Origin of the sequence: Dietzia alimentaria 72 (genome assembly GCF_000226215.1) — a bacterium.
Classification (GTDB): Bacteria; Actinomycetota; Actinomycetes; order Mycobacteriales; family Mycobacteriaceae; genus Dietzia; species Dietzia alimentaria.
Window position 1 is genome coordinate 32,968 of the sequence record NZ_AGFF01000004.1, and the last position, 20,586, is coordinate 53,553.

The window sequence follows — 20,586 nt, forward strand, 5'->3', positions numbered from 1 at the left end:
CGCCCGCCTGGAGAGTGAGACGATTCCCCCTGTGAACATGATTGCTCTGATCCTGCTCGTCGCCGGTGTACTGACGCTCGTGGCGGGCATCGCGCTCATGGTGGCCGGCGGGCGTGCTGGTAGCGAGCCGGCGGTCACGGGATACGCCGACTGGGCGGACGCGGGGCCGGGCCGGACGCGGCCGGGAGTTGTCGTGGGCGCGCTGCTGGCGACGCTCGGAGTGGTCCTCGGCGGCTCCGGTGTAGTGGTGCTGGCGACGAACTCGGGCGGGGGCGCGGAGAGGGTGGTCGCGGCTGACGACCGGGCTGGCTCCACCCCCATGACGCCGTGGACGTCCACCACCGGAGAGACCGCCTCGACCTCGGAGATCGCCACGGCCACACAGACCACCACGATTACGCAGTCCACCGAGGCCCCGGCCGCGCCGCAAGAAAATACCGGGGGCAGTGGCGACCTCGGTCTATCCACGCCGATCACCCGCCCCAGCTGCGACGGCCGGGGCATCGTCGTCCTCTACTCGGCGGTCACGCCGGGGGCCTACGAGTCGGAGATCCGGACCGCCCTGGCCAACAATCCTGGTGCGAAGTACCTGCGGACCGACCAGTCGTGCCCGTCGCTCCGGCAGAGGGACGACAACGGCAATGTCATCTATGCGGTGTACCGCGACTCCGGTTACACGAGGGCGGAGGTGTGTGCGGACGTGGCGGTCGCACCGGGCGGCGCCTACGGGCGGTGGCTCGACACCACCAGTGATCCGTCCCAGCTCGTCACCTGCTGAGTCGCGCCAGGGCATCTCGTTTGACCGCATCAGGCGCGAACGAAGCTTCGACTGACGTCCGGGCGCAGCCGATGAGCCTGGGCTCCGGGATTCCCATCCGCTCGTGGGCCAGCACGTACTCGTCCACCACGTCCACCCCGAACAGCAGCGGGTCGTCGGCGTTGATCGAACACCGCACCCCGGCCTCGAGTAGCGCCGCAAGGGGGTGCTGTTCGAGTGACGAAGAGACCCCCAGGATCACGTTCGAGCTGGGACACACGTCCAGGCAAACGCCGCTGTTCGCCAACAGATCCACCACCTCGGGGTCCTCGACGGCCCGAACGCCGTGTTGGATGCGGTCAACCCCCAGGGTCACCGCGGCCCGGACCTCGTCCGGGCCCGACAGTTCGCCGGCGTGGGGCACCACTCCGAGCCCGGCGTCACGAGCGATCGCGAACGCCTCGGCTGCCCCGGCCACCGGATTGCCGCGCTCGTCCGCGACCAGGCCGACCGCCACCACACCCCGGTCGGCGAACCGGGCGGCCAGTCGCGCGGCCTCGACGGCGTGATCAGGTCCGGCCCCGCGGTCGATACTCACGATGGACCCCGTCCACACACCATGCCGGCGTCCGGCGTCGGCGGCGGTCGGGAGGATGAACTCGAGCGCCTCGTCAGCGGACCCGAACGCCACCGCTTTCTCGGGGATCGACGCGAACTCCAACGCCACCACACCTTGTGCGGCCGCGTCGGCCACCACCTCGTCGAGCATCCTCGCCACCCGCTCGGGGGTCCGGAGCAGCTCGATCAGCAGACCGTACGCATCGAGGAACGAGGTGAAGTCCGCGAAGTCGACCAGCGGCGGCGGCTCGAAGGAGTCCTCGGCGCACCATTCGCGCAGCGTTGACTCCCGCATCGCGGCCTCGAGGTGCAGGTGCAGATGTGCCTTGGGCAGGGCCGTGAACCGGGCACGAGCGGTCATTCCTCGGCCTTGACCTCGCGGGCGTCGTCGGCGATGTGCTGGTGCGTGATGGGATCGCTGCCGTCCCAGGCCGTGACGTTCTTGGCCTGCGGTAGGTCATCGCTGTGGAATACCGGGTTGTGCCCCTGGGCCTTCTGCTGCAGATAGTGCCCGAGCAACGCCACGGCGAGTCCGCCGAGCGGGATGATCGCGATGAGGTTGATGGTGGCCATGAAGCCCATGAACAGATCCGCGAGCCCCCACACGAGATCGACGGAGCCGAGCGAGCCACCGACCACCGCGACCAACACGAGTGCGCGGAAGACGTTGATCGACTTGGGGCTCTCGCGGAGGAAGTTGATGTTCGCCTCGCCGTAGTACGAGTTGCCGAGGATCGAGGAGAAGGCCAGGAAGAATATGACCACCATGAGGAACGGCACGCCCCAGTCGCCGACCTGCGAGGCGAGCGAGTCCTGGGTGAGGGTGATGCCCTCCCTCTCTCCGCCGAACTCGGGGTTGGACAACAGGATGATGAACGCGGTGGCCGAGCACACGACCAAGGTGTCGAAGTAGACGCCTAGCGCCTGGACCAGGCCCTGCTTGACCGGGTGGGAGACCGAGGCGGTGGCCGCGGCGTTGGGAACCGAGCCCATGCCGGCCTCGTTGGAGAACAATCCGCGGCGCATGCCCTGCATGATCGCGGCGCCGATAGCGGCGCCCGCGACCTCGCGGAAACCGAGAGCGTGGCCGACGATGAGGGAGACCATCTCCGGCACCTCGGTGATGTTGATGGCCACGACGATGAGAGCGACGACGACGTAGGCCACCGCCATGACCGGAACCAGGATCTCGGTGACCGCGGACAGGCGTCGTACGCCGCCGAAGATCACTAGGCCCGTCACGACGGCCAACCCGGCGCCGATCGCAAGTCCCGCGCCGGTGCCTTGCAGATCGAACTGGTTGCGGACGGACTGGGAGATGGAGTTGGCCTGGACGGCGTTGAACACGAAGCCGTAGGTCACGGTGATGATCACCGCGAACGCGACGGCCAGCGGCTTCCATCCGAGGCCGTCGCGGATGTAGTACGCCGGGCCGCCGATGTAGGAGTCCTTGCCCCTGACCTTGTACAGCTGCGCGAGGGTGGACTCGATGAACGCCGTAGCCCCGCCGATGATCGCGATGAGCCACATCCAGAACACCGCTCCCGGCCCGCCGACGGTGATGGCGATCGCCACACCAGCGATGTTCCCCGTGCCCACCCTGGACGCGGCGGAGATGGTGAACGCGCGAAAGGCCGAGATGCCCTTTTTGTCCGGTTCGATGTCCGACGGCTTCTCCGCGATGGTCCGGAGCATCTCCGGAAACATCCTGACCTGGACGATCAGTGTTCTGGCGGAGAAGTACAGGCCGGCGAACAGGAGTAGGGCGATGACGCCGTACCAGTAGACGTCGTTGACGCTGGCGACGAGTTCGGTGAGTTGGGTCACGTGTCGACAGTAGTAACGTATGCGCGGTCCCGCCACTGAAGCTCCTAGGGTGGGGGTGTGACTGACACGGGACCGACAGGGCTGGAGCCGACCGCTCCGGACGTTGCACTGCTCTTCGAAGGCGGCGGGATGCGGGCGGTGCACACCGCCGGCGTCGTGGAAACGCTCATCGAGGCGGACATCTACGCCGGTCTGGTCGGGGGCATCTCGGCTGGCGCCTCCCATCTGGCGAACTACGTCTCACGCGACGCGATCCGCGCGCGGAAGAGTTTCGTGGAGATGGCGGCGGATCCGAACTTCGGGGACTGGCGGAGTTTTGCTCGCGGCAAGGGTTTGTTCAATGCCGAATACATCTACGAGCAGGCCGGACTACCGGACCAGGCGCTGCCGTATGACTTCACGACGTTCGACGCGAGCGAGACCGCGGTTCGGATCGGGACGTTCCGATGTTCGGACGGTGAGACCGTCTTCTGGAACGAGGACGATGTCGCCTCGATGAACGATCTCATGCGGATGGTGCGGTCGTCGTCGACGATGCCGGTCTGGATGCCGCCGGTGCTGATCGACGGTGAGTATTACGTCGACGGCGCGCTCGGCCACGACGGCGGGGTGCCGCTGTCCGCGGCACAGGAAGCCGGCTTCGAGAGATTCCTGGTGGTGCTCACTCAGCCGAAGGGCTACCGCAAGGCCCCGCCACGCCGGCTCACGCCGTTCTACCGGTCGTACTTTCGCCGATTCCCGGCGGTGGGGGAGGCGTTACAGCACAGGTGGGCGCTCTACAACGAGACACTTGATGAGATTGAGGAAATGGAGGAGCAGGGGCGCGCGATTGTGTTCCGGCCCGATCGCGTGATGATCCGCAGCTACGAGCGCAGGATCGATCGGCTCGCTGAGGCGTACACGTTAGGCAGGGAACAGGCCCGGCGCGAAGTCGACTCCTGGCTGGACTTCTGCGGACTCTGAGTCCGATAGATGCGGAACGCCGCGGTCGCTTGGAGTATGCGACCGCGGCGTTCAATGCGACGAGCCGTGATCAGGATCCGAAGAGCGCGGCTCCGCCGCTCAGGGTTCCGAGAATGTATGCGGGCAGGTTCAGGAGGCCATCGACGGCGTCGGAGCCCACGGAGGGCGCGAGCGCGGCCGACCCGGTGGCAAGCTTCGCCCAGAATGCAGAGAACATGATGCGTTCCTTTCGAATTGGTAGCCACTGTCTGTGACCTACGTCTCATATGCTATGCCCGTTGCCTCCGGGTCGCCACCGAAGTTCGCCCGCCAGCCGCCGGCAGGGTAGTCAACCCTTAGTAGACAGACTGGTCTGTCCTCGGTTACTGTCGCCGCCATGACCGGTATCGAAGCCGCCCCCCGCCCCGCTCGTCCCGCGCGTGCTCCCAAGCCCAAGGGTCAGTGGAGGATCGACGGCAAGCTCACCCTGAACCACAACGAGGAGTTCAAGTCCGAGGACGACGCGCTGAACGTCAAGCAGCGCATCCTGGACGTCTACTCCAAGGAGGGGTTCGCGTCGATCCCGTCGGACGACCTCTCCGGACGATTCCGTTGGATGGGCCTGTACACCCAGCGTAAGCAGGGCATCTCCGGAGCCAGGACGTCCAAACTCGAGGCCGACGAGTTGCAGGACGAGTACTTCATGATGCGGGTGCGCATCGACGGCGGCGCCCTGAGTACCGACCAGCTCCGGGTGATCGCCGGCGTCTCGACGGAGTTCGCCCGCGACACCGCGGACATCTCCGACCGGCAGAACGTGCAGTACCACTGGATCCGCATCGAGGACATCCCGGAGATCTGGCGTCGCTTCGACGAGGTGGGACTGACCACCATGGAGGCATGCGGCGACTGCCCGCGTGTCGTGCTGGGCAGCCCGGTCGCCGGCATCGCCGCCGATGAGATCGTGGACCCGACCCCGGCGATCCAGGAGATCAAGGACAAGTACATCGGCAGCCCGGAGTTTTCCAACCTGCCGCGCAAGTACAAGACCGCGTTCACGGGCCATCCCAGCCTCGACGTGGTGCACGAGATCAACGACATCTCGTTCGTCGGCGTCGTTCACCCGGAGCTGGGCGCGGGTTACGACCTCTGGGTGGGCGGCGGACTGTCCACCAATCCTCTCCTCGCCCAGCGACTGGGCGCCTTCGTCCGCCCCGAGGAGGCGGTCGAGGTCTGGCACGGGGTAACCAGTGTGTTCCGTGACTACGGATACCGCGCCCAACGCACCCGCAACCGCCTGAAGTTCCTGGTCAAGGACTGGGGCGTGGAGAAGTTCCGCCAGATCCTGCAGGACGAGTACCTCGGCCGCGAACTCGCGGACGGTCCGGCGCCCGCCAAGGCCACGGCTCCGGGCGACCACATCGGCGTGTTCGAGCAGAAGGACGGGCGCTTCTTCGTGGGCGCCACCACCACCGTCGGCCGGGCCGGCGGCGAGGTTCTCACTCAGGTGGCCGACCTGGCGGAGGCTGCCGGTTCGCAGCGGATCCGGTTCACCCCGCATCAGGGCGTGATCGTCCTGGACGTGGCCGAGGACAAGGTCGAGGCCCTCATCGAGGGGCTCGCGGCGGTCAACCTGCACGCCCGACCCAGTTCGTTCCGCCGGTGGACCATGGCGTGCACGGGCATCGAGTACTGCAAGCTCGCCTTTGTCGACACCAAGGATGCGGCCACCGAGCTGGTCGGCGAGCTGGAGAAGCGCTTTGCGGGCGACGCCCCGCTGGAGACGCCGCTGTCGATCCACCTCAACGGCTGCCCCAACAGCTGCGCCCGCATCCAGACCGCCGACATCGGTCTGAAGGGCCAGCTTCTCGACGGCGACACCCCCGGCTTCCAGGTGCATCTCGGAGGCGGCCTGGCCGCGAGCCACCGCGAGGAGGGTGGCCTCGGCCGCACGGTCCGCGGGCTGCGGGTGAAGACCTCCGATCTGGCGGACTACGTGGAGCGCGTGATCCGCACGTACGTCGAGCACCGCGACGCCGGCGAGACATTCGCCGAGTGGGCACACCGAGCGGATGAGGAGGTTCTCGTATGACCGCTGTGAGCCTGGACCTGCTTCCCCGCAGCACGGTGCTCACGCCGGGTCCCGGTCGTCGGCGTACCACCGAGGAACTCAAGGCGATCGCCGACGAGGCCGCGCGTCGATTCGACGACCGCGGTATCTACGGCAAGCACGCGGAGATCGACCCGGCCGAGGTCCTGGCCTGGGCCGGCGAGACGTTCGGTGATGCGCTGGCCGTGGCCTGCTCGATGGCCAATACGGTGGTGCCCGAGATGGCTGCTCCCCACGCCCCTGGTGTGGACGTGCTGTTCCTCGACACCGGCTACCACTTCTCCGAGACAGTGGGTGTCCGCGATGCCCTCGCCGCCACTCCCGGACTCAACGTGGTGGACGTCCGCAGCCCGGCGACGCGCGAGGAGCACGAGGCCGCTCTAGGCCCGCGCCCCTTCGAGACCGATCCGGAGATGTGCTGCCGTCTGCGCAAGGTCGAGCCGCTGGACGCCGCCCTCTCGGGCTACGAGGCCTGGATCACCGGTCTGCGCCGCGTGGACACCGACCACCGTGCCGGTGCGGCGATCGTGGAGTGGGACGAGAAGCACTCCATGATCAAGATCAACCCGCTGGTCGCGTGGACCCTCGAGCGGGTCCACGACTACGCGGCCGAGCACGGTTGCCTGCTCAACCCGCTCCTCGACGACGGCTACCCGTCGATCGGCTGCGAGCCGTGCACCCACCGGGTCGAGGCCGGCGCCGACCCGCGTTCTGGTCGCTGGGCGGGATCGTCCAAGACCGAGTGCGGCATCCACCTGTGACCGCGTCCCTCACAGCACCCGCATCTGCACCCGCGCCTGCGCTGGACGGGCTCCCGCTCACCGTTGGGCTGGCCGGGCGCGAGGTGCTGCTCGTCGGCGCCGGCCCCGTGTCGGCCCGCAGGGCGGCGACGTTCCTGGAGGCCGGGGCACGGGTCCGGGTGGTGGCGCCCGTCGTGGACCCGGCCATGGCTGAGCTCGCGGAGCGGGCGTGTGGCGATCTCGTCGTCGTCGTCCGGTCCTTTACCGCCGCCGACCTAAACACGCCCTGGATGGTGCACACCGCGACCGGGAACGCGGTGGTTGACGCTGAGGTCGCCGCGCTCTGCGAAGAGCGCCGGATCTGGTGCGTGACCGCCGGGGATGCAGCGCTCGGATCGGTGCGGGTGCCCGCGCGCACGGCCGTCACCACGCCCGCCGGGCTGGTGCGCATCGCGGTGGACTCGGGTGATCCGCGCAGGTCCGTCCAGGTGGGGCGCCAGGTCGCGCGGGCGCTCGCCACCGCGCCGACCGGACTGCGCGCACGCCGCCGGACAGACACCGGCTGGGTGGCGTTGGCGGGTGGGTGCGGCGACGGTGACCTCCTCACCGTGCGTGCCCGCCGTCTGGTCCATGCCGCCGACGTGCTGGTGGTGGACGGTGTGACCGATGCGGGCCTACTGGCCGAGCTCGACGACGACGTCGAGGTTCTTGAGATCGGACCGGACCTGCCCGCGGCCCACGTCGCCGAATTGGTGGCTGCCCGGTACGCGGCCGGACTTGGGGTCGTTCGGATCGCCGGCGCCGCCATGATGGCTAGGGCGGCCCGCGAGCTCGAGGCCGTCGGGGTGGAATTCCAGCTGGTTCCGGGGGTCGTCTGAGGCGGGGTCGTTCACGCCCACGCTGCGGTGATAGCCGTGTCGATCCCGCCGCGGACCGCCGCGCGCACGTCGTCGACGCCGGGCGGCGGCCCGGACTCCCAGTGCAGGATCGGCCCGGTGGCCGCCACCGCACGCCGGGGCGGCAGGGTGTTGTGGTCGCGACCCTGATAGCCGAGGCCCATCGGCAGCACAGCCACCGGCGCACCTGCCTCGCGGGCGCCGGCCACCATCAGCCCCACGCCCTTTTTGACCGACTCCAGGCGCAGGGTGCGAAGGTCATCGGCCGAGGAGTTTGTGCCCTCGACGAAGGTCAGCACCACACCACCGGTCACGACCCTGTCCACGCACACGTCGATGAGCCGTCCCGCGGCTGCGGCGTGCACGTCGGTCGCGGTGCCCTCGTAGTTCTTGGCGCGGAACACCGGGATGGTGCCCGTGTACTCGAATACCGGGCGTAGAAAGCTGCGAAACAGCGGGTCTTTGGTCAGGCCGGTCCCGCCCGACAGGAATCGGATCCGCTTGTCGAACAATGCTGAGGCCAGGACCAACGGGTCATGCTTCGACGGATGGTTGACGGCAACGACGATGCCCACCCCCTCGCGGTGGAGCCGGTGCACCTCGGCCACGGTCTCGTCGGGGATCCGCAGCCGCGGGCGGTAGAGAGCGTCGACAAATCGCAGTAGCGGGTGCGTGAACCGGTCACTGCGGCGGCCGGGACCGTAGTAGTCGTAGACGGCCGCGTAGTTGGACACCGTCACCTCGGGATGTGACCTCCGCCTCGAACCTGCGTTCATTCTTCGCATTGTCGTCGAGTGGCCGCGGCCGCGCACCCGGATTGCGGCATGCTGGAACCCATGACGAGCCCCCGACTACTGCTGGTGGCGCACGGGACCCGCTCCGCCACCGGGCGCCGCGTGGTGGGCAGACTCCTGCTCGAGACCCGCAAGCGTCTCCGGGCCGGCGCGGATGGCGTGGAGTGCAGACTTGCCTGGGTGGACGTGCAGGCGCCCGGCCCGGCACGGGTCCTGGAGGACGGCGTCCCGACTGTGGTGGTCCCGGCGTTCCTCGCCCGCGGATTCCACGTGATCCACGATGTGGGCCAGGCCTGCGCCAATGCGCCCGGCCCGGTGGTGCAGACACCCCACCTGGGAGCCGAGCCCGAGGTCGTGCGGGCGCTGGTCCAGCGCCTTGCCGAGGCGGGCGCGATGGGGGCGTTCGGTGCGGACGCGGTGGTCCTGGGCGCGGCGGGCAGCAGTGACGAGTCGTCACTGGCGGAGACCCGGGCTCTCGCCGAGATGTTGTCGACAGTGCTTCGAGTGCCCGTGACCGCTGGTTTCGCCTCCACCGCGGGCCCTACGGTGGCCGAGGCTGTCGAGTCTGCGCGGGCCGCCGGGCATCGTCGCGTGGCGGTTGCCACCCACCTTCTCGCGCCGGGCTTCTTCGCGAACAAAATGGCCGCGGCGGGCGGCGATATCTCCTCCGAACCACTCGGCGCGCACTCGGAGATCATCGATTTGCTGGTGCGGAGATACCTGGAGAATTGCGGGGTTATCGATGGATGAAGAACGCGGAGAATTTCTTGATAATTCTTTTGTGTGCGTATCCACAGTCTTGCGTGCATAATGGCCCTGTTAGAGGACAGGCCGGAGCAGGGAGAAAAAATGGCACAGCAGTTTCAGGTGCAGTACATTGACGACCTCGACGGAACGGACCTCGGAAGCGAGGCCAATTCCATCTCGTTTGCCTTTGAAGGCAAAGAATATTCGATCGATCTCAGTGACGAGAACGCAGAGCAGTTCCGTCAGGTGATGGCTCCGTACATCGAGAACGGGAGCCGCGTGACCGGTACCAAGGTGAAGCCGGCACGTAAGTCCTCCGCAAAGGCCTCATCGGGTGAGACCAAGATCATTCGTGAATGGGCTCGCGCCAATGGTTACGACGTCTCCGATCGCGGACGAATCCCCGCCGACATCATGGATGCTTACGCCGCGGCAAACTGATAACGCTATTGACGAGCGGTAGTTAAAGCGCGCGGAATTAACAGGGCCCACATTCCCGTTGAGGGATGTGGGCCCTGTGGTGTTACCCGGCATGCTCAGAGCTCGTCGATGGGCTCGACCAGATGGGTCAGAATTCCGGCCACGAGACCCCGGCGGATACCGGCGTAGTTCTCCCCGCGGAATTGGGCAAGGTCGGAGGCGACCTCCACTGCGCGGTCGAGTACCGCGTCCGCATCGGCGACCTCGTGCGCGATCCCGGCGGCCATCGCGTCCTGGGCACCATAGCGACGGGAGGTGAGCATGGCGGTGCTCGCTACTGCGTGACTCAGACGGGTCGAGATGAGCGCGTTCATTCCCGGTGGGAACGGCATCCCCAACTGCGCCTCGGGGAGGTTCCAGAACCCCCGGTCCGAACGCATCACCCGATGATCGTGACTCAGTGCAAACATGGCGCCCGCACCGAACGCGTGTCCGTTGATCGCCGCCACCGTCGGCAGTTCGAGCTGCAGTAGCCGGGCGAGCACCCTCTGTACCCGCGAGACGTACGCGGGAAGCCCGTCCGGATCGCCGGCGAGGACCCCCAGGTCCAACCCGTTGGAGTAGAACTTCCCGACGCCGGTCGTGACGAGGGCGGCCGGCCCCTCGGAGGCCTCCACCTCGTCCAGGAGGGCGTCCAGGACGTCGAGGAACGCGGGGGAGAAGGCGTTGTCGGGGGCTGCATCGTCAGGAGACGCGGTCTGCGTCGGCGCCGGCTCGGAGAAGCGTAGGACAAAGACGGGCCCGTTGCGGCTCAGGTTCGGTATCGGCTGATCAGTAGGCATGCCTGCCAGCGTAGACCCGCAGGTAGGACAGCGTGATGGGAGTGTTGTGACGTCTGTATCACTGCGCTTCCCGAGACACGCCACGCTGATATGACGCGATCACCACGTCGTCGTCGTACCCTGCCTGGGTGACCCCAAGCTCCGTTCCCGCCCACGCTCACTACGACGAGTCGCTGAGGCGGGGGATCCTCGCCGAGGCCACGAGGCGGCTGACGGACGCGACGCCGGAGAAGCTGGGACTGCGGCCCCTCGCCGCGTCTCAGGGCACGTCCACCACCGCGATCTACACGATGTTCGGCGGCAAGTCGGGACTGCTCGCGGCGGTCTCCGAGGAGGCGGACCGGCAGCTGGCCACCGCGCTTCGGGAGGCGCTTAGGCACGACAGCGTGGAGGGCGACATGCGGTCACTGTGCCGCGCGTACAGACGCTGGGCACTCGACCACCAGGGCCTCTATGGTCTCGTGGTGGCTGAGCCCGTTCGCGCGCCGCACACCGGCGCCCGGCATCGGACCGAGGAGCCCGCAGCCCGGTGGCGCGAGCCGCTGCTCGAAGTGGTGGACGCGCTGGTCGATGAGGGCGTCTTCCGGTCGTCGGACGTGCTGGAGACCGCCACGGCCATCTGGGCCTCCCTGCACGGGATCGTGTCGCTCGAGTTGAGTGTGTGGCGCGAGTCGCCAAGCGCAGAGCAGTACTTTGAGACGCAACTCGCGGCCATCCTGCGCTCCTGGTCCGGCGCCGCGCGTGCGGAAGGTGCTGTCGGATGAGCGAGAACGGCCCCTACTCGTTTTTCACTCTCGGGTCCGGCGGCGAGTATCTGCCCACCCGATTCGCTAGTAGTGCCTGGAGTGACGAGATGATCAACGGGCCGGCGGTGGTCGCCGCGGCGGCACGCTCCCTCCAGGAGGAGCACGGCCTCGAGGGGTTTTTACCCGCCCGCCTCACGGTCGACCTGTTTGCGCCGGTGCGCTTCGAGCCACTGATCATCCGCACGGAGGAAGTGCGCAGCGGCAACCGCATCCGCGTGTCCGACGCGTACATCGAGCAGGACGGCAGAGCCGTCGCGCGCGCGACGCTGGTGCAACTCCGGCACGGTGAGCAGCCGCCGGGCGAGATCTGGCACTCGGGCCGTGTCACCGAGCCGCCGGAAGAGGTGCTCACCGAGCCGTTGCGCCCCGGTCAGCGGCCATACTTCGGCAGCGACTCCGCGCCGGGCCGCTGGTCCACGGAGATGGGCGCCGCGCAGGGCAGCGGCCGCAAGAGTTTCTGGCACCGGCCGCTCGACGTGATCGAGAGCGCCCCGGCCACCCCGTTCCAGCGGGCCGCGACGCTGGCGGAGTCGACCAGCCTGATGTCGCACTGGGGCACGGAGGGCATCGGATTCATCAACGCGGACCTCACGGTGGCGCTGGCCCGCCTGCCGCGGTCGGAGGACATCGGTATCGAGGCCGACGAGCACATCAGCGACGCCGGCGTGGCAGTGGGTTCGGCCACGTTGTTCGACCGCGACGGCGTGTTTGGCACCGGCACGGTCCTTGCCGTGTCCAACGCGGGCCGCCAGATCGACTTCAGTAAACGCGGCCCCGTCTCCGATTCGGAGAAGGGGACGCGCGCGTGATCGGCCGACTGACCCGCGACCGGATGCTCGACGCCCTTGAGGCGCAGGTCGGTTTGATCAGGTACGCACTGGTCGGTGACGGCTCGGGGCCGGAGGTCGACCTCGCGACGCCGGTGCCGTCGTGCCCCGACTGGACGGTCCACGACCTGGTGGCCCACATCGGGACCGCCAACTGGTGGGGCGGAGCCAACGTCCGTGACGCGAATCCCGACGCCCGGGCCCGCGGCATGCGCGCGGTCATGGAGTCTGCGCCGCCGGCCACTGAGGGCGCCGCCGCGCTGGCCGGGTGGTACGCGGATCTCGCCGTCGATGCCCTCGAGATCTACACGGACGGCGACCCGGACGACCCCGCCTGGACGTTCGCCGGCCCCGGCCGCGCCGGGTACTGGATGCGACGGCAGTTGCATGAGACCGTGATCCACCGCTGGGACCTAGAGAAGGCGCTGCAGGGGTCGTCCGGGACCACGCCGCTGTCCGAGGACGTGGCCGTGGACACCGTCGACGAGTTCTGCACTTCTATGAGACCACTGATGGCGCTGCTCAGCGGCGAGCTGCCGGCGACGTTGCGGGTGCGCGCGATGCTGCAGGCGCCCGAGGGGCTGGCGAGTGGGGCCGAGCCCGTGGGGGCGTTGGATCCGGGTTCGGACCTGGAGTGGGTTCTGCCCGGTGCCGACGGCGCGCCCGAGGCTGTGGTCACGGGCCCGCCCGAAACGCTGGCTCTGCTCCTGTGGGGCCGAGTGGACGCCGATGCCCCCGGCCTCGAGGTGACCGGCGACCGCGCCGCGTTGGACGCTGTCCTGGAGGCCGGGCTCACGGCGTGAGACTCCCCGCCGCCTTCGCCCTGGTCACCCTCGGTGGGGCCGTCGGCACCTACGCGCGCGTCGTGGTGTCCCTGGTCATCCCCGATCCGGCGCTCGCCTCGACCCTGGCCGTCAACATCGTGGGGGCGTTCGCGCTCGGATTTCTGCTCACCCGACTCTCCGATGGTGGAAACGCGGCTGGTGGACGACGACGAGGACTGCGACTGCTGCTCGGCACCGGATTCTGCGGCGGGTTCACCACCTACTCGCTCATCGCGCTGCAGGCCGCCACGCTCCTCCGGCAAGGCGAACTCCCCGTCGCGGTTGCGTACGGCGCCATCACGCTGGCAGCTGGTGCCGTGGCCACACTTCTCGGGATCGTGCTGGCGTCCCCGCGGCGATCGAGCGGGGCACGGGCGGACGCGCGATCATGACCTTTGCACCCGTGGCGTGGGATGACGCCCTGCTGGCCGGGTGGATCGCACTCGGGGGCGGCGCCGGCGCGGCGTTGCGGCATGCGGTGGACGTGGCGGTGTCGGCGCGCTGGCGGCGCACGTTCCCCCTGGCGACGTTCCTCATCAACGTGTCGGGCTCCCTCGCCCTCGCGCTGCTCATCGGCTGGTTGTACGCGGGCGGCGCGGCCGACGAGCTCTCGCTGCCCGTCGCCATGATCGGTACCGGCCTCCTCGGCGGCTACACAACTTTCTCCACCGCCAGCTACGACACCTTGCGCCTTTCCCGGGACGGTCGGGTAGGCATGGCGCTGGCATATGCGGTGGGCACGATGGTCTCTACGTTTGCCGTCGCCGCCGTGGGCTTGTGGCTCGGCGCGTGGTGGGCCACGGTGGGGTGATGGGGCACCGGATGTTCGTCGCGGTAATGCCGCCGGAGAAAGTACGCGAAGAGATGGAGCGGTTCCGCGAGCCGCGACCTGGCCTGGCGTGGACCGACCCCGCCCAGTGGCACCTCACACTGACGTTCTGCCCAGATGTGGACGACTGGCGCTTTGACGAGCTGACCGAGCGGCTGGAGGCGGTGGCCCGCAAGCATGAACCGTTCCGACTGCGACTCGCCGGTGCCGGGGCGTTCCCGTCGGTCGAGCGGGCCAAGGTGCTGTGGGCGGGCGTCGACCAGCCTGACCAGCGGCCACTCAACGCCCTCGCCGCGGGCGCCCGGTCGGCCGCGAATGCCGCGGGCTGCGTCCCGGACGGTGCCCGGTTCCGGCCGCATCTCACCCTCGCCCGACTGGCCGGCCGTGACGACGCCACCGCGTGGTTACGGGTGCTCGACACGTTCTCGAGCAGCGACTGGGAGGTCTCTGAGATCGCGTTGGTCGACTCGTTCCTCGGGGAGGGACCCCGCGGCCGAGCCCGCCACGAGGTGGTGGCCCGGCTTCCGCTGGGCGCGCACGAGCGACGCTGGTGGGACCCGCCCGGGGGCTGAATCCGGCGGATATCCCGGGTGCTCCCGCCGACGGCTACCGTATGGCGCGTGGAACTGATCGGAACCGTTGATGCCGCGAGCCCTCTTATCGTCGTTGCCCTCGAGCAGGAGGCGCGGCACTTTGTGACCGACTTCCCGGTGCTGGTCACCGGCGTGGGCAAGGTCCGCGCGGCGCTGGCCGTGGCGTATGCGTTGGGAGGCGGGGCCAGGCCCCGCGAGTTGGTCAACGTGGGCACCGCCGGAGGTCTTCATCCGGGGATGGAGGGCACCCACGAGATCGCCACCGTCTTCCAGCACGACTTTGACGACCCCGCCCTCCACGCCGTCACCGGTCGACACGACGGCCCGCCGCTGGGGCTCTCGGTGGCCCGCGCGGTTACGCCGGACCCCCACCAGCGGATGCCGACCGTGCCGGGCGGTCCCGCGCAGCCCGTACTGGCGACCGGCGACAGCTTTGTGGCCGGCGGGCCCCTGCGGGACCGTCTCGCTGCGGTCGCCGACCTCGTGGACATGGAGGGCTACGCCGTGGCCGCGGCCGGCGCGGTGCTCGGCGTTCCTACGCGGCTGGTCAAGCATGTGTCCGACCCCGCCGACGAGTCCGCCGGCGACACCTGGGTCGACAGTGTCGACGCATGTGGGCGTGTGTTGGCGCAGTGGGTCGGTACCCGGCTGGGGTGAGCGCCGATCCGCCACCATTTGCCTTATTCGAACGCTTGCGCTAGCGCGGCACGGCCGGTAGCATCGTACGTATGTTCTAGTAGGTGGCGGCTCGGGGGTGGATGAAGTGACAACAGTGACGACGACGAGTGGGCTGTCCGCTGTGGGTGACTCGATAGACGAGGTCGACTTCGAGGCGGTCAGCGACGCGGCGCGGTCGGCGACTCTCGGGCAGAATCTGGCGGCGGCCACGCGGCTGCAGGCCGCGCACATACTGGTCGCGCAGATGGCCCGCGCCGCCGAGGCGGAGGACGAAGGCTGCGGTGGGACCTCCCGGCGCCCCGGGTACGCCCGACTGGATCCGCGGGCCCGTGCCCGTGATCACCTTGCGGCCGCATGTCAGCTCACGTGTTGGCATGCCCTGCGACTGGTGACTGCCGGGGTGCAGATCTTCACCCGGTTGCCTCGACTGCGGTCGGCGGTACTTAAGGGGTTGGTTCCGGAGCAGCTGGCGATCGATCTCGGGTGCAGGCTCGCGGACGTGCCGGACGCGATTGTGCGCGATGTCGAGGAAGAGGTCATGGCCGGAATCCGCGACGACCTCAATGGTGGGCACCGGCCCAGTCGCAGGTCTGTGGATTCGCGGATTGACTGGGCGGTCGAGCGCTACGATCCGGCCGGGGCGAAGGACGCCGCTGAGGCTGCTATCCGAACCCGCAAGGTGCGGATTCGCCCCGATCGCAACGGGATGGCGTCACTGTGGGCAAGAATGCCGGTGGCGGAGGCGGAGCTACTGCGTCAGCGCCTGGAGGCCGATGCTCGCGCCGCTTTCGAAGACGGTGTGCCGGGAACCATGGACCAACTGCGCGCCGATGCCCTGGCGGCGTTGGCCGTCTACACAGGCAACAGCTGCGCCGGGGCCTGCCGCGGCGCGGGCCCAGGCGCAGAGGACGGGATCGAGCTCGGTGACGTGCGGGTGGGAGCGGACCTGCCCCGCCCGTCGTTGGGCAACGCCGCCGGAGCAGGTCAAGCGATCCGGATCAGCGTAATATCCGCAGCCGTGCGCGGCGTGCCGAACCGTGTGGAGTTCGTGGACGGGGCGTACAGCAGTTTCGACTGGCTCTGCCGGGAACTGCTGGAGGGGGAGGATGCGCGGGTCCGGTTCGAGGTCATCGACCCCGCCCCAGGTGCGGTGGACCGTCCCGACCGGGCCTTGCGCTACGTGATCCCCACGGCGTTGTCCGAGCGGATCCGGCTGCGGGACGGCACCTGCCGCCATCCGGGGTGCTCGGTGGCTGCCCGCAACTGTGATGTGGACCACGTGATCGCCTTCGACCGGGAAAAACCCGAGTTGGGCGGCCCCACGATGGAGTGGAACCTGGTGTGCCTGTGCCGCAAGCACCACCGAGAGAAGACGTTCGGCACCAACGCCTACAGGCCGGGTCCGCTGGGGGAACTCATCATCACCACCGACACCGGGCATCAGCACCGCACAAAACCCCGGGGCCCGTTGGCGCGGGCGCGTGACGGCATCCGAGAACGCGCGTGGGGCGGATACGTCGACCGGATGATGTCTCCAGACGGCTACATCGCTAATCCGCCGGGCACCAGCACGCAGGCCCGCTCCGCCTGACCACGCGTGTCAGCAGTCGCCGACGCCGACCCACTCCGACAATCCGTCGGAGAAGAGCTGACGCTTCCAGATGGGCACTCCGTGCTTGAGCCGCTCGATGAGATCCGAGCACGCCGCGAATGCCTCCGCCCGGTGCGGCGCCACCGCCACTGCCACCACAGCGATCTCGCCGACCGGCAACACGCCCACCCGGTGCACGGCACCCACCCGGACAGGCCCGGCGGCACCGCTCATCTCGGAGGCGATCTGATCGCACAGCCTCTCCAGGACGTCGGCGGCCCTCGGATGAGCCGAGTACTCGATGTGTTGGACACCGCCGCGGCCGCCATCGTGATCTCGGACGATGCCCGAGAACGTGACCATCGCACCATCGGCGGTGCTCCAGATGGCCTGCTCAACCTCGCGCGGGTCAATCGCGGAGTCAGTGATCCGGGCCAGCGGACGAGACTCAGTCATGGTCAATTCCTTTCCGAGTTGTGCCCGCCACCGTGGGCATGCACCTGCAGTAGGTGCTCAAGCAGTTCGTCCAGGACCGCCAACCCGTCGCGGACTCCACCGGACGACCCCGGCAGATTCGCCACCAGACTGCGTCCGGCGAAACCCGCCAGCCCACGACTCATCGCGGCGGTCGGCGTCGCGGCCAGGCCCCGCGCGCGCATTGCTTCGGCAACGCCGGGCAGCGCCAGCGTGAGGTGCGGAGCGGTGGCCTCGGGAGTGCGGTCATCGGGCGCAACGCCGGTGCCGCCCGTGGTCAACAGCACGGCAGGCGACCGGCGGACCTGTTCGGCGACGGCCGTGGCCACATCGGCATCGGCCACCACATGCACCTCGACCGGGGCGAAGTCGCGCTCGCGCAGCCAGGACTCGATGGCGGGGCCGTTGGTGTCGTCGCGGTCTCCGTGGGCGGCGGCCGTGGACGAGACCACCACGACGGCAGTCCTGCCCACGTCGAGCGCGGCAGGTCGTGTGGAGTGGGCGGAGTCGTTGTCGTCGTCATCGGACTCGCGGGTCCAGTCGCCGCGCTTTCCTCCGGACTTGGCCACCAGGCGGACCCCGTCCATGGTTGCCAGGGGATCGACGGCCTTGACCATGTCGTGCAGCGTCAGGCCCGCGACCGACACGGCGGTCAGCGCCTCCATCTCCACACCCGTCCGGCCGGTGGTCCTGGCGGTCGCGGACACGCGGATCGTGCCGGCGTCGGCATCGGGCTCGAAGCGCACCTTCACCGAGTTCAGCGGGATCTGGTGGCAGAGCGGGATCAGTTCCGAGGTTTTCTTGGCGGCACCGATGCCGGCCAGGCGCGCAGTGGCCAGGACGTCGGCCTTGCCCAGAGCGTCGTCGGCGATCTTCACCACCACCTCCGGGTGCGTGCGGAAAATGCCCTCGGCGGTGGCGGTGCGGGTCGTGATTGCCTTGTCGCCGACGTCGACCATGCGTACGCGGCCCTCGGCGTCGAGGTGGGTGAGCTCCGGATCTGCCATGTCTTCCACGCTAGTCGACGCTCACTGCGGTGAGTCGGGCTGGAACCGGGCGACGGCGAAGGCGCCCGCCACGAGGAGCGTCGCGGGCAGGACCAACGTGAGTCCCATCGCGGTGGCGAAGTCAGTGGCCTGGATGCCTACCTGCATCACCGCACCGAGCGCGGCGGCACCGACCACCGCACCGACCTGGCGCGACGTGTTGTAGACGCCCGAGCCGGCGCCGACGAGATCAGGGGGCAGGCCGCGCATCGATACCGCCGAGTTCGCCGCCCAACACATCGCGTTGGCCGCGCCCATCAGCACCAACGGCACGAGCAACCACGGTACCGGGACGCTGAAAGTCATCATGGTCGCGAACAACAGCATCGCCGCGATCATCGACACGAAGCCGGACGTCGACACCACGCCCGGCGGGGTGCGGTCGGTGAGACGACCGACGAACGGGGCCGCCACCAGCGAGACCACGGCGGTGGGGATCATCATGAGCCCGGCGACCTGTGCGGACAATTCCTGCACTGTCTGCAGGTAGAGCATGATTGGGATGTTCATCGAGTACACCGCGAAGCCGAGCGTGAAGACCGAGAACGAACCGAGCGCGAAGTTCCGGTTGGCGAACAGCGCAGGTGGCATCAGGGCGTCGACGCCGAGGCGGCGGGCGCGGAACTGCAACCAGACGAACACCATCGATGCCGCGACCCCTGCGGCGAGGACCGCCCACAACCAGAGCGGCCAACCCAGGTCCGGCCCCTGCTGGAGGGTCAGGGTCACGGCGAGCACCGCCACGATCGCGAACACCGCGCTCACCAGGTCGATCCGGCCGACACCGGTGGGCAGCCGCGGGACCAGGAGGGCGACGAGGGCCACGGCGAGCAGCCCGAACGGGATGTAGAGGGCAAACACCCAACGCCACCCGGCGGTGCCCACGATGACCCCACCGAGGATCGGGCCGAACAGGCCGGCCGAGCTGGCCACGGCGCTCCACATGCCCATCGCGGCACCACGACGGTTTCGCGCGAAGACCCGGTGGATGATGCTCAGCGGCTGCGGATTGAGCAGAGAGGCGCCGAGCCCCTGAACGGCGCGGGCCGCGATCAGCAGCTCAATGGTCGGCGCGAACGCCGCGGCGGTGGCCGCCGCGGTGAACACCCCCATGCCGGCCAGGTAGACGTTGCGCTGCCCGAAGCGATCCCCGAGCCTGCCGCTGACGAGGAGAGGGGCGGCAAAGGCGAGCAGGTAGACCGCCACCACCCACACGGTCTGGTTGATGCTCGCGCCCAGGTCCGCGCGGATGCTCGGCAGCGCCACGGCCACCAGCGCCTGGTCCATGAGGGTGATGAACAGCCCGGCGCACAGGGCGGTGAGAGCGAGCCACGCCTGCCGCTCGGGAACCGGCGGGGACGACGACGAGGCAACCATTTATCGGGAAGTATGCCAGGTCCGGCCGCGCAGTAGCGGATGGCACACTTCGAGAGGTTCGAGACGGATCCAGTGATCGTTGTCCGCCCGTCGAGTAGGTCAGGAGACCCGAGTTGACCCTGTTTGAGACCCTGAAGAACCGCTGCGCTGCTGAGTGGGATGCCTACACGCGGCACGACTTCATTGAACAGCTCGGCGCCGGCACACTGGCGTCGCCGGTCTTCCAGGACTACCTGATCCAGGACTTCCACTTCCTCGTCCAGTTCGCCCGCGCGAACGCACTGGCCACCTACAAGAGCCGCACACTCGCCGACCTGAAGGCCGCGCACGCCGCGACGGGAGCGATCCTCGCCGAGACCGAACTGCATCTGACGCTGACCGAGCGATGGGGCATCCCGCGCGCCGAGCTCGAGGCGACCGCCGAGAAGCAGGCCACCGTCGCCTATACGCGGTACGTGCTCGACTCAGGGATGGCCGGTGACCTGCTGGATCTACACGTCGCGCTGGCGCCGTGCACGATCGGCTACGCGGAGATAGGCGCTCGCCTGCAGCCTCGGCTCGCCGAGCACAGCGATCATCCCTACCGCGAATGGATCGCCGAATACTCCGGCGAGGAGTTCACGACCGCGTCCCGCGCAGCGGTCACCCAGCTTGACGCGTTGACGGCGGGCGGCCTGTCCGACCGGCGTCTGGACGAGCTCACCGAGGTGTTCCGCACGGCCACGCGCCTGGAGGCAGATTTTTGGCAGCAGGCCCTCGACTCCGCGAACTGAGCGGCCCCGCCCCGCCGCGCCGCGCCGCGCCCCGCCCCGCCGCGCCCCCGCCGCGAAGAGGAAATCGCCTGCATC

Annotated in this window: 24 protein-coding genes; 16 read left to right on the plus strand and 8 right to left on the minus strand. The window is 68.8% G+C overall.

What is annotated here, in order from left to right; genetic code table 11:
- Positions 1–37 precede the first annotated feature (37 nt).
- Complete coding sequence (locus ON04_RS01465; protein ID WP_238529192.1) at positions 38–778, plus strand: serine/threonine protein kinase; 741 nt, start codon at positions 38–40, stop codon at positions 776–778.
- Here the strand turns inward: ON04_RS01465 and add are convergent.
- The gene (add, locus tag ON04_RS01470) at positions 768–1,736 is read right to left on the minus strand and encodes an adenosine deaminase (RefSeq protein WP_010539795.1); all 969 of its coding nucleotides are present in this window, start codon (positions 1,734–1,736) and stop codon (positions 768–770) included. The genes ON04_RS01465 and add overlap by 11 nt on opposite strands.
- Complete coding sequence (locus ON04_RS01475; protein WP_010539796.1) at positions 1,733–3,202, minus strand: alanine/glycine:cation symporter family protein; 1,470 nt, start codon at positions 3,200–3,202, stop codon at positions 1,733–1,735. Before ON04_RS01475 ends, add begins: the two co-directional genes overlap by 4 nt.
- 57 nt (positions 3,203–3,259) lie before the next feature.
- Between ON04_RS01475 and ON04_RS01480 the strand changes: the two genes are divergently transcribed.
- Entirely contained in the window at positions 3,260–4,165 is a 906-nt protein-coding gene (locus ON04_RS01480; RefSeq protein WP_010539797.1) for a patatin-like phospholipase family protein, read from the plus strand.
- Between the two features lie 70 nt (positions 4,166–4,235).
- Here the strand turns inward: ON04_RS01480 and ON04_RS16810 are convergent, their stop codons facing one another.
- Positions 4,236–4,382, minus strand: a complete 147-nt coding sequence (locus ON04_RS16810) for a hypothetical protein (RefSeq protein WP_193350573.1) — start codon at positions 4,380–4,382, stop codon at positions 4,236–4,238.
- 159 nt (positions 4,383–4,541) lie between these two features.
- Between ON04_RS16810 and ON04_RS01485 the strand changes: the two genes are divergently transcribed.
- Genes ON04_RS01485 through ON04_RS01495 form a run of 3 tightly spaced genes read left to right on the plus strand, consistent with a single transcriptional unit; the run spans position 4,542 to position 7,872 of the window.
- On the plus strand, positions 4,542–6,236 hold the full coding sequence (locus ON04_RS01485) for a nitrite/sulfite reductase (RefSeq protein WP_010539798.1): 1,695 nt from the start codon (positions 4,542–4,544) through the stop codon (positions 6,234–6,236).
- A complete protein-coding gene (locus ON04_RS01490; protein ID WP_010539799.1) occupies positions 6,233–7,015 on the plus strand; it encodes a phosphoadenylyl-sulfate reductase in 783 nt (260 codons plus the stop codon). Before ON04_RS01485 ends, ON04_RS01490 begins: the two co-directional genes overlap by 4 nt.
- Positions 7,012–7,872, plus strand: a complete 861-nt coding sequence (locus ON04_RS01495; protein ID WP_010539800.1) for an NAD(P)-dependent oxidoreductase — start codon at positions 7,012–7,014, stop codon at positions 7,870–7,872. The genes ON04_RS01490 and ON04_RS01495 overlap by 4 nt, the downstream gene beginning before the upstream one ends.
- A gap of 11 nt (positions 7,873–7,883) precedes the next feature.
- On the opposite strand, the gene ON04_RS01500 is transcribed toward ON04_RS01495, so the two are convergent.
- Positions 7,884–8,666: a lysophospholipid acyltransferase family protein gene (locus tag ON04_RS01500; RefSeq protein ID WP_081477099.1), complete on the minus strand. Its 783-nt coding sequence runs from the start codon at positions 8,664–8,666 to the stop codon at positions 7,884–7,886.
- A 60-nt stretch (positions 8,667–8,726) separates the two neighbouring features.
- Between ON04_RS01500 and ON04_RS01505 the strand changes: the two genes are divergently transcribed.
- Complete coding sequence (locus tag ON04_RS01505) at positions 8,727–9,434, plus strand: sirohydrochlorin chelatase (RefSeq protein ID WP_010539802.1); 708 nt, start codon at positions 8,727–8,729, stop codon at positions 9,432–9,434.
- Positions 9,435–9,533: 99 nt separating this feature from the next.
- Positions 9,534–9,872 (plus strand): histone-like nucleoid-structuring protein Lsr2, encoded by a 339-nt coding sequence (locus ON04_RS01510; protein WP_010539803.1) that lies wholly within the window; start codon positions 9,534–9,536, stop codon positions 9,870–9,872.
- Between the two features lie 95 nt (positions 9,873–9,967).
- On the opposite strand, the gene ON04_RS01515 is transcribed toward ON04_RS01510, so the two are convergent.
- Positions 9,968–10,693, minus strand: coding sequence for an enoyl-CoA hydratase/isomerase family protein (locus tag ON04_RS01515; protein ID WP_010539804.1), 726 nt, complete (start codon positions 10,691–10,693; stop codon positions 9,968–9,970).
- A gap of 128 nt (positions 10,694–10,821) precedes the next feature.
- Between ON04_RS01515 and ON04_RS01520 the strand changes: the two genes are divergently transcribed.
- The 8 genes from ON04_RS01520 (at position 10,822) to ON04_RS01555 (ending at position 16,841) form a co-directional block, all read left to right on the plus strand.
- Positions 10,822–11,457, plus strand: coding sequence for a TetR-like C-terminal domain-containing protein (locus ON04_RS01520; RefSeq protein WP_010539805.1), 636 nt, complete (start codon positions 10,822–10,824; stop codon positions 11,455–11,457).
- Positions 11,454–12,308, plus strand: a complete 855-nt coding sequence (locus ON04_RS01525) for an acyl-CoA thioesterase domain-containing protein (protein WP_010539806.1) — start codon at positions 11,454–11,456, stop codon at positions 12,306–12,308. The genes ON04_RS01520 and ON04_RS01525 overlap by 4 nt, the downstream gene beginning before the upstream one ends.
- Positions 12,305–13,129 (plus strand): maleylpyruvate isomerase family mycothiol-dependent enzyme, encoded by an 825-nt coding sequence (locus ON04_RS15835; protein WP_010539807.1) that lies wholly within the window; start codon positions 12,305–12,307, stop codon positions 13,127–13,129. Before ON04_RS01525 ends, ON04_RS15835 begins: the two co-directional genes overlap by 4 nt.
- A complete protein-coding gene (locus tag ON04_RS01535; RefSeq protein WP_010539808.1) occupies positions 13,126–13,542 on the plus strand; it encodes a fluoride efflux transporter FluC in 417 nt (138 codons plus the stop codon). The genes ON04_RS15835 and ON04_RS01535 overlap by 4 nt, the downstream gene beginning before the upstream one ends.
- Positions 13,539–13,961: a fluoride efflux transporter FluC gene (locus ON04_RS01540; RefSeq protein ID WP_010539809.1), complete on the plus strand. Its 423-nt coding sequence runs from the start codon at positions 13,539–13,541 to the stop codon at positions 13,959–13,961. Before ON04_RS01535 ends, ON04_RS01540 begins: the two co-directional genes overlap by 4 nt.
- Positions 13,962–13,972: 11 nt before the next feature.
- Positions 13,973–14,551: an RNA 2',3'-cyclic phosphodiesterase gene (gene thpR, locus ON04_RS01545; protein ID WP_238529193.1), complete on the plus strand. Its 579-nt coding sequence runs from the start codon at positions 13,973–13,975 to the stop codon at positions 14,549–14,551.
- Between the two features lie 48 nt (positions 14,552–14,599).
- Entirely contained in the window at positions 14,600–15,229 is a 630-nt protein-coding gene (locus ON04_RS01550; RefSeq protein WP_033443949.1) for a nucleosidase, read from the plus strand.
- Positions 15,230–15,344: 115 nt separating this feature from the next.
- Complete coding sequence (locus ON04_RS01555; protein ID WP_238529194.1) at positions 15,345–16,841, plus strand: HNH endonuclease signature motif containing protein; 1,497 nt, start codon at positions 15,345–15,347, stop codon at positions 16,839–16,841.
- 9 nt (positions 16,842–16,850) lie between these two features.
- Here the strand turns inward: ON04_RS01555 and ON04_RS01560 are convergent, their stop codons facing one another.
- From ON04_RS01560 to ON04_RS01570, 3 genes are read right to left on the minus strand one after another with little or no spacing between them, the layout of a single operon-like run.
- Positions 16,851–17,297, minus strand: coding sequence for a molybdenum cofactor biosynthesis protein MoaE (locus ON04_RS01560; protein WP_010539813.1), 447 nt, complete (start codon positions 17,295–17,297; stop codon positions 16,851–16,853).
- 2 nt (positions 17,298–17,299) lie between these two features.
- Entirely contained in the window at positions 17,300–18,322 is a 1,023-nt protein-coding gene (gene moaCB, locus ON04_RS01565; RefSeq protein WP_010539814.1) for a bifunctional molybdenum cofactor biosynthesis protein MoaC/MoaB, read from the minus strand.
- A 21-nt stretch (positions 18,323–18,343) separates the two neighbouring features.
- Positions 18,344–19,738 carry a DHA2 family efflux MFS transporter permease subunit gene (locus ON04_RS01570; RefSeq protein ID WP_010539815.1) on the minus strand — a complete coding sequence of 465 codons (1,395 nt, stop codon included), beginning with the start codon at positions 19,736–19,738 and terminating at the stop codon, positions 18,344–18,346.
- A gap of 113 nt (positions 19,739–19,851) precedes the next feature.
- On the opposite strand from ON04_RS01570, the gene ON04_RS01575 reads away from it, so the two are divergent.
- Positions 19,852–20,511: a TenA family protein gene (locus tag ON04_RS01575; protein ID WP_010539816.1), complete on the plus strand. Its 660-nt coding sequence runs from the start codon at positions 19,852–19,854 to the stop codon at positions 20,509–20,511.
- The last annotated feature ends 75 nt before the right edge of the window (positions 20,512–20,586 follow it).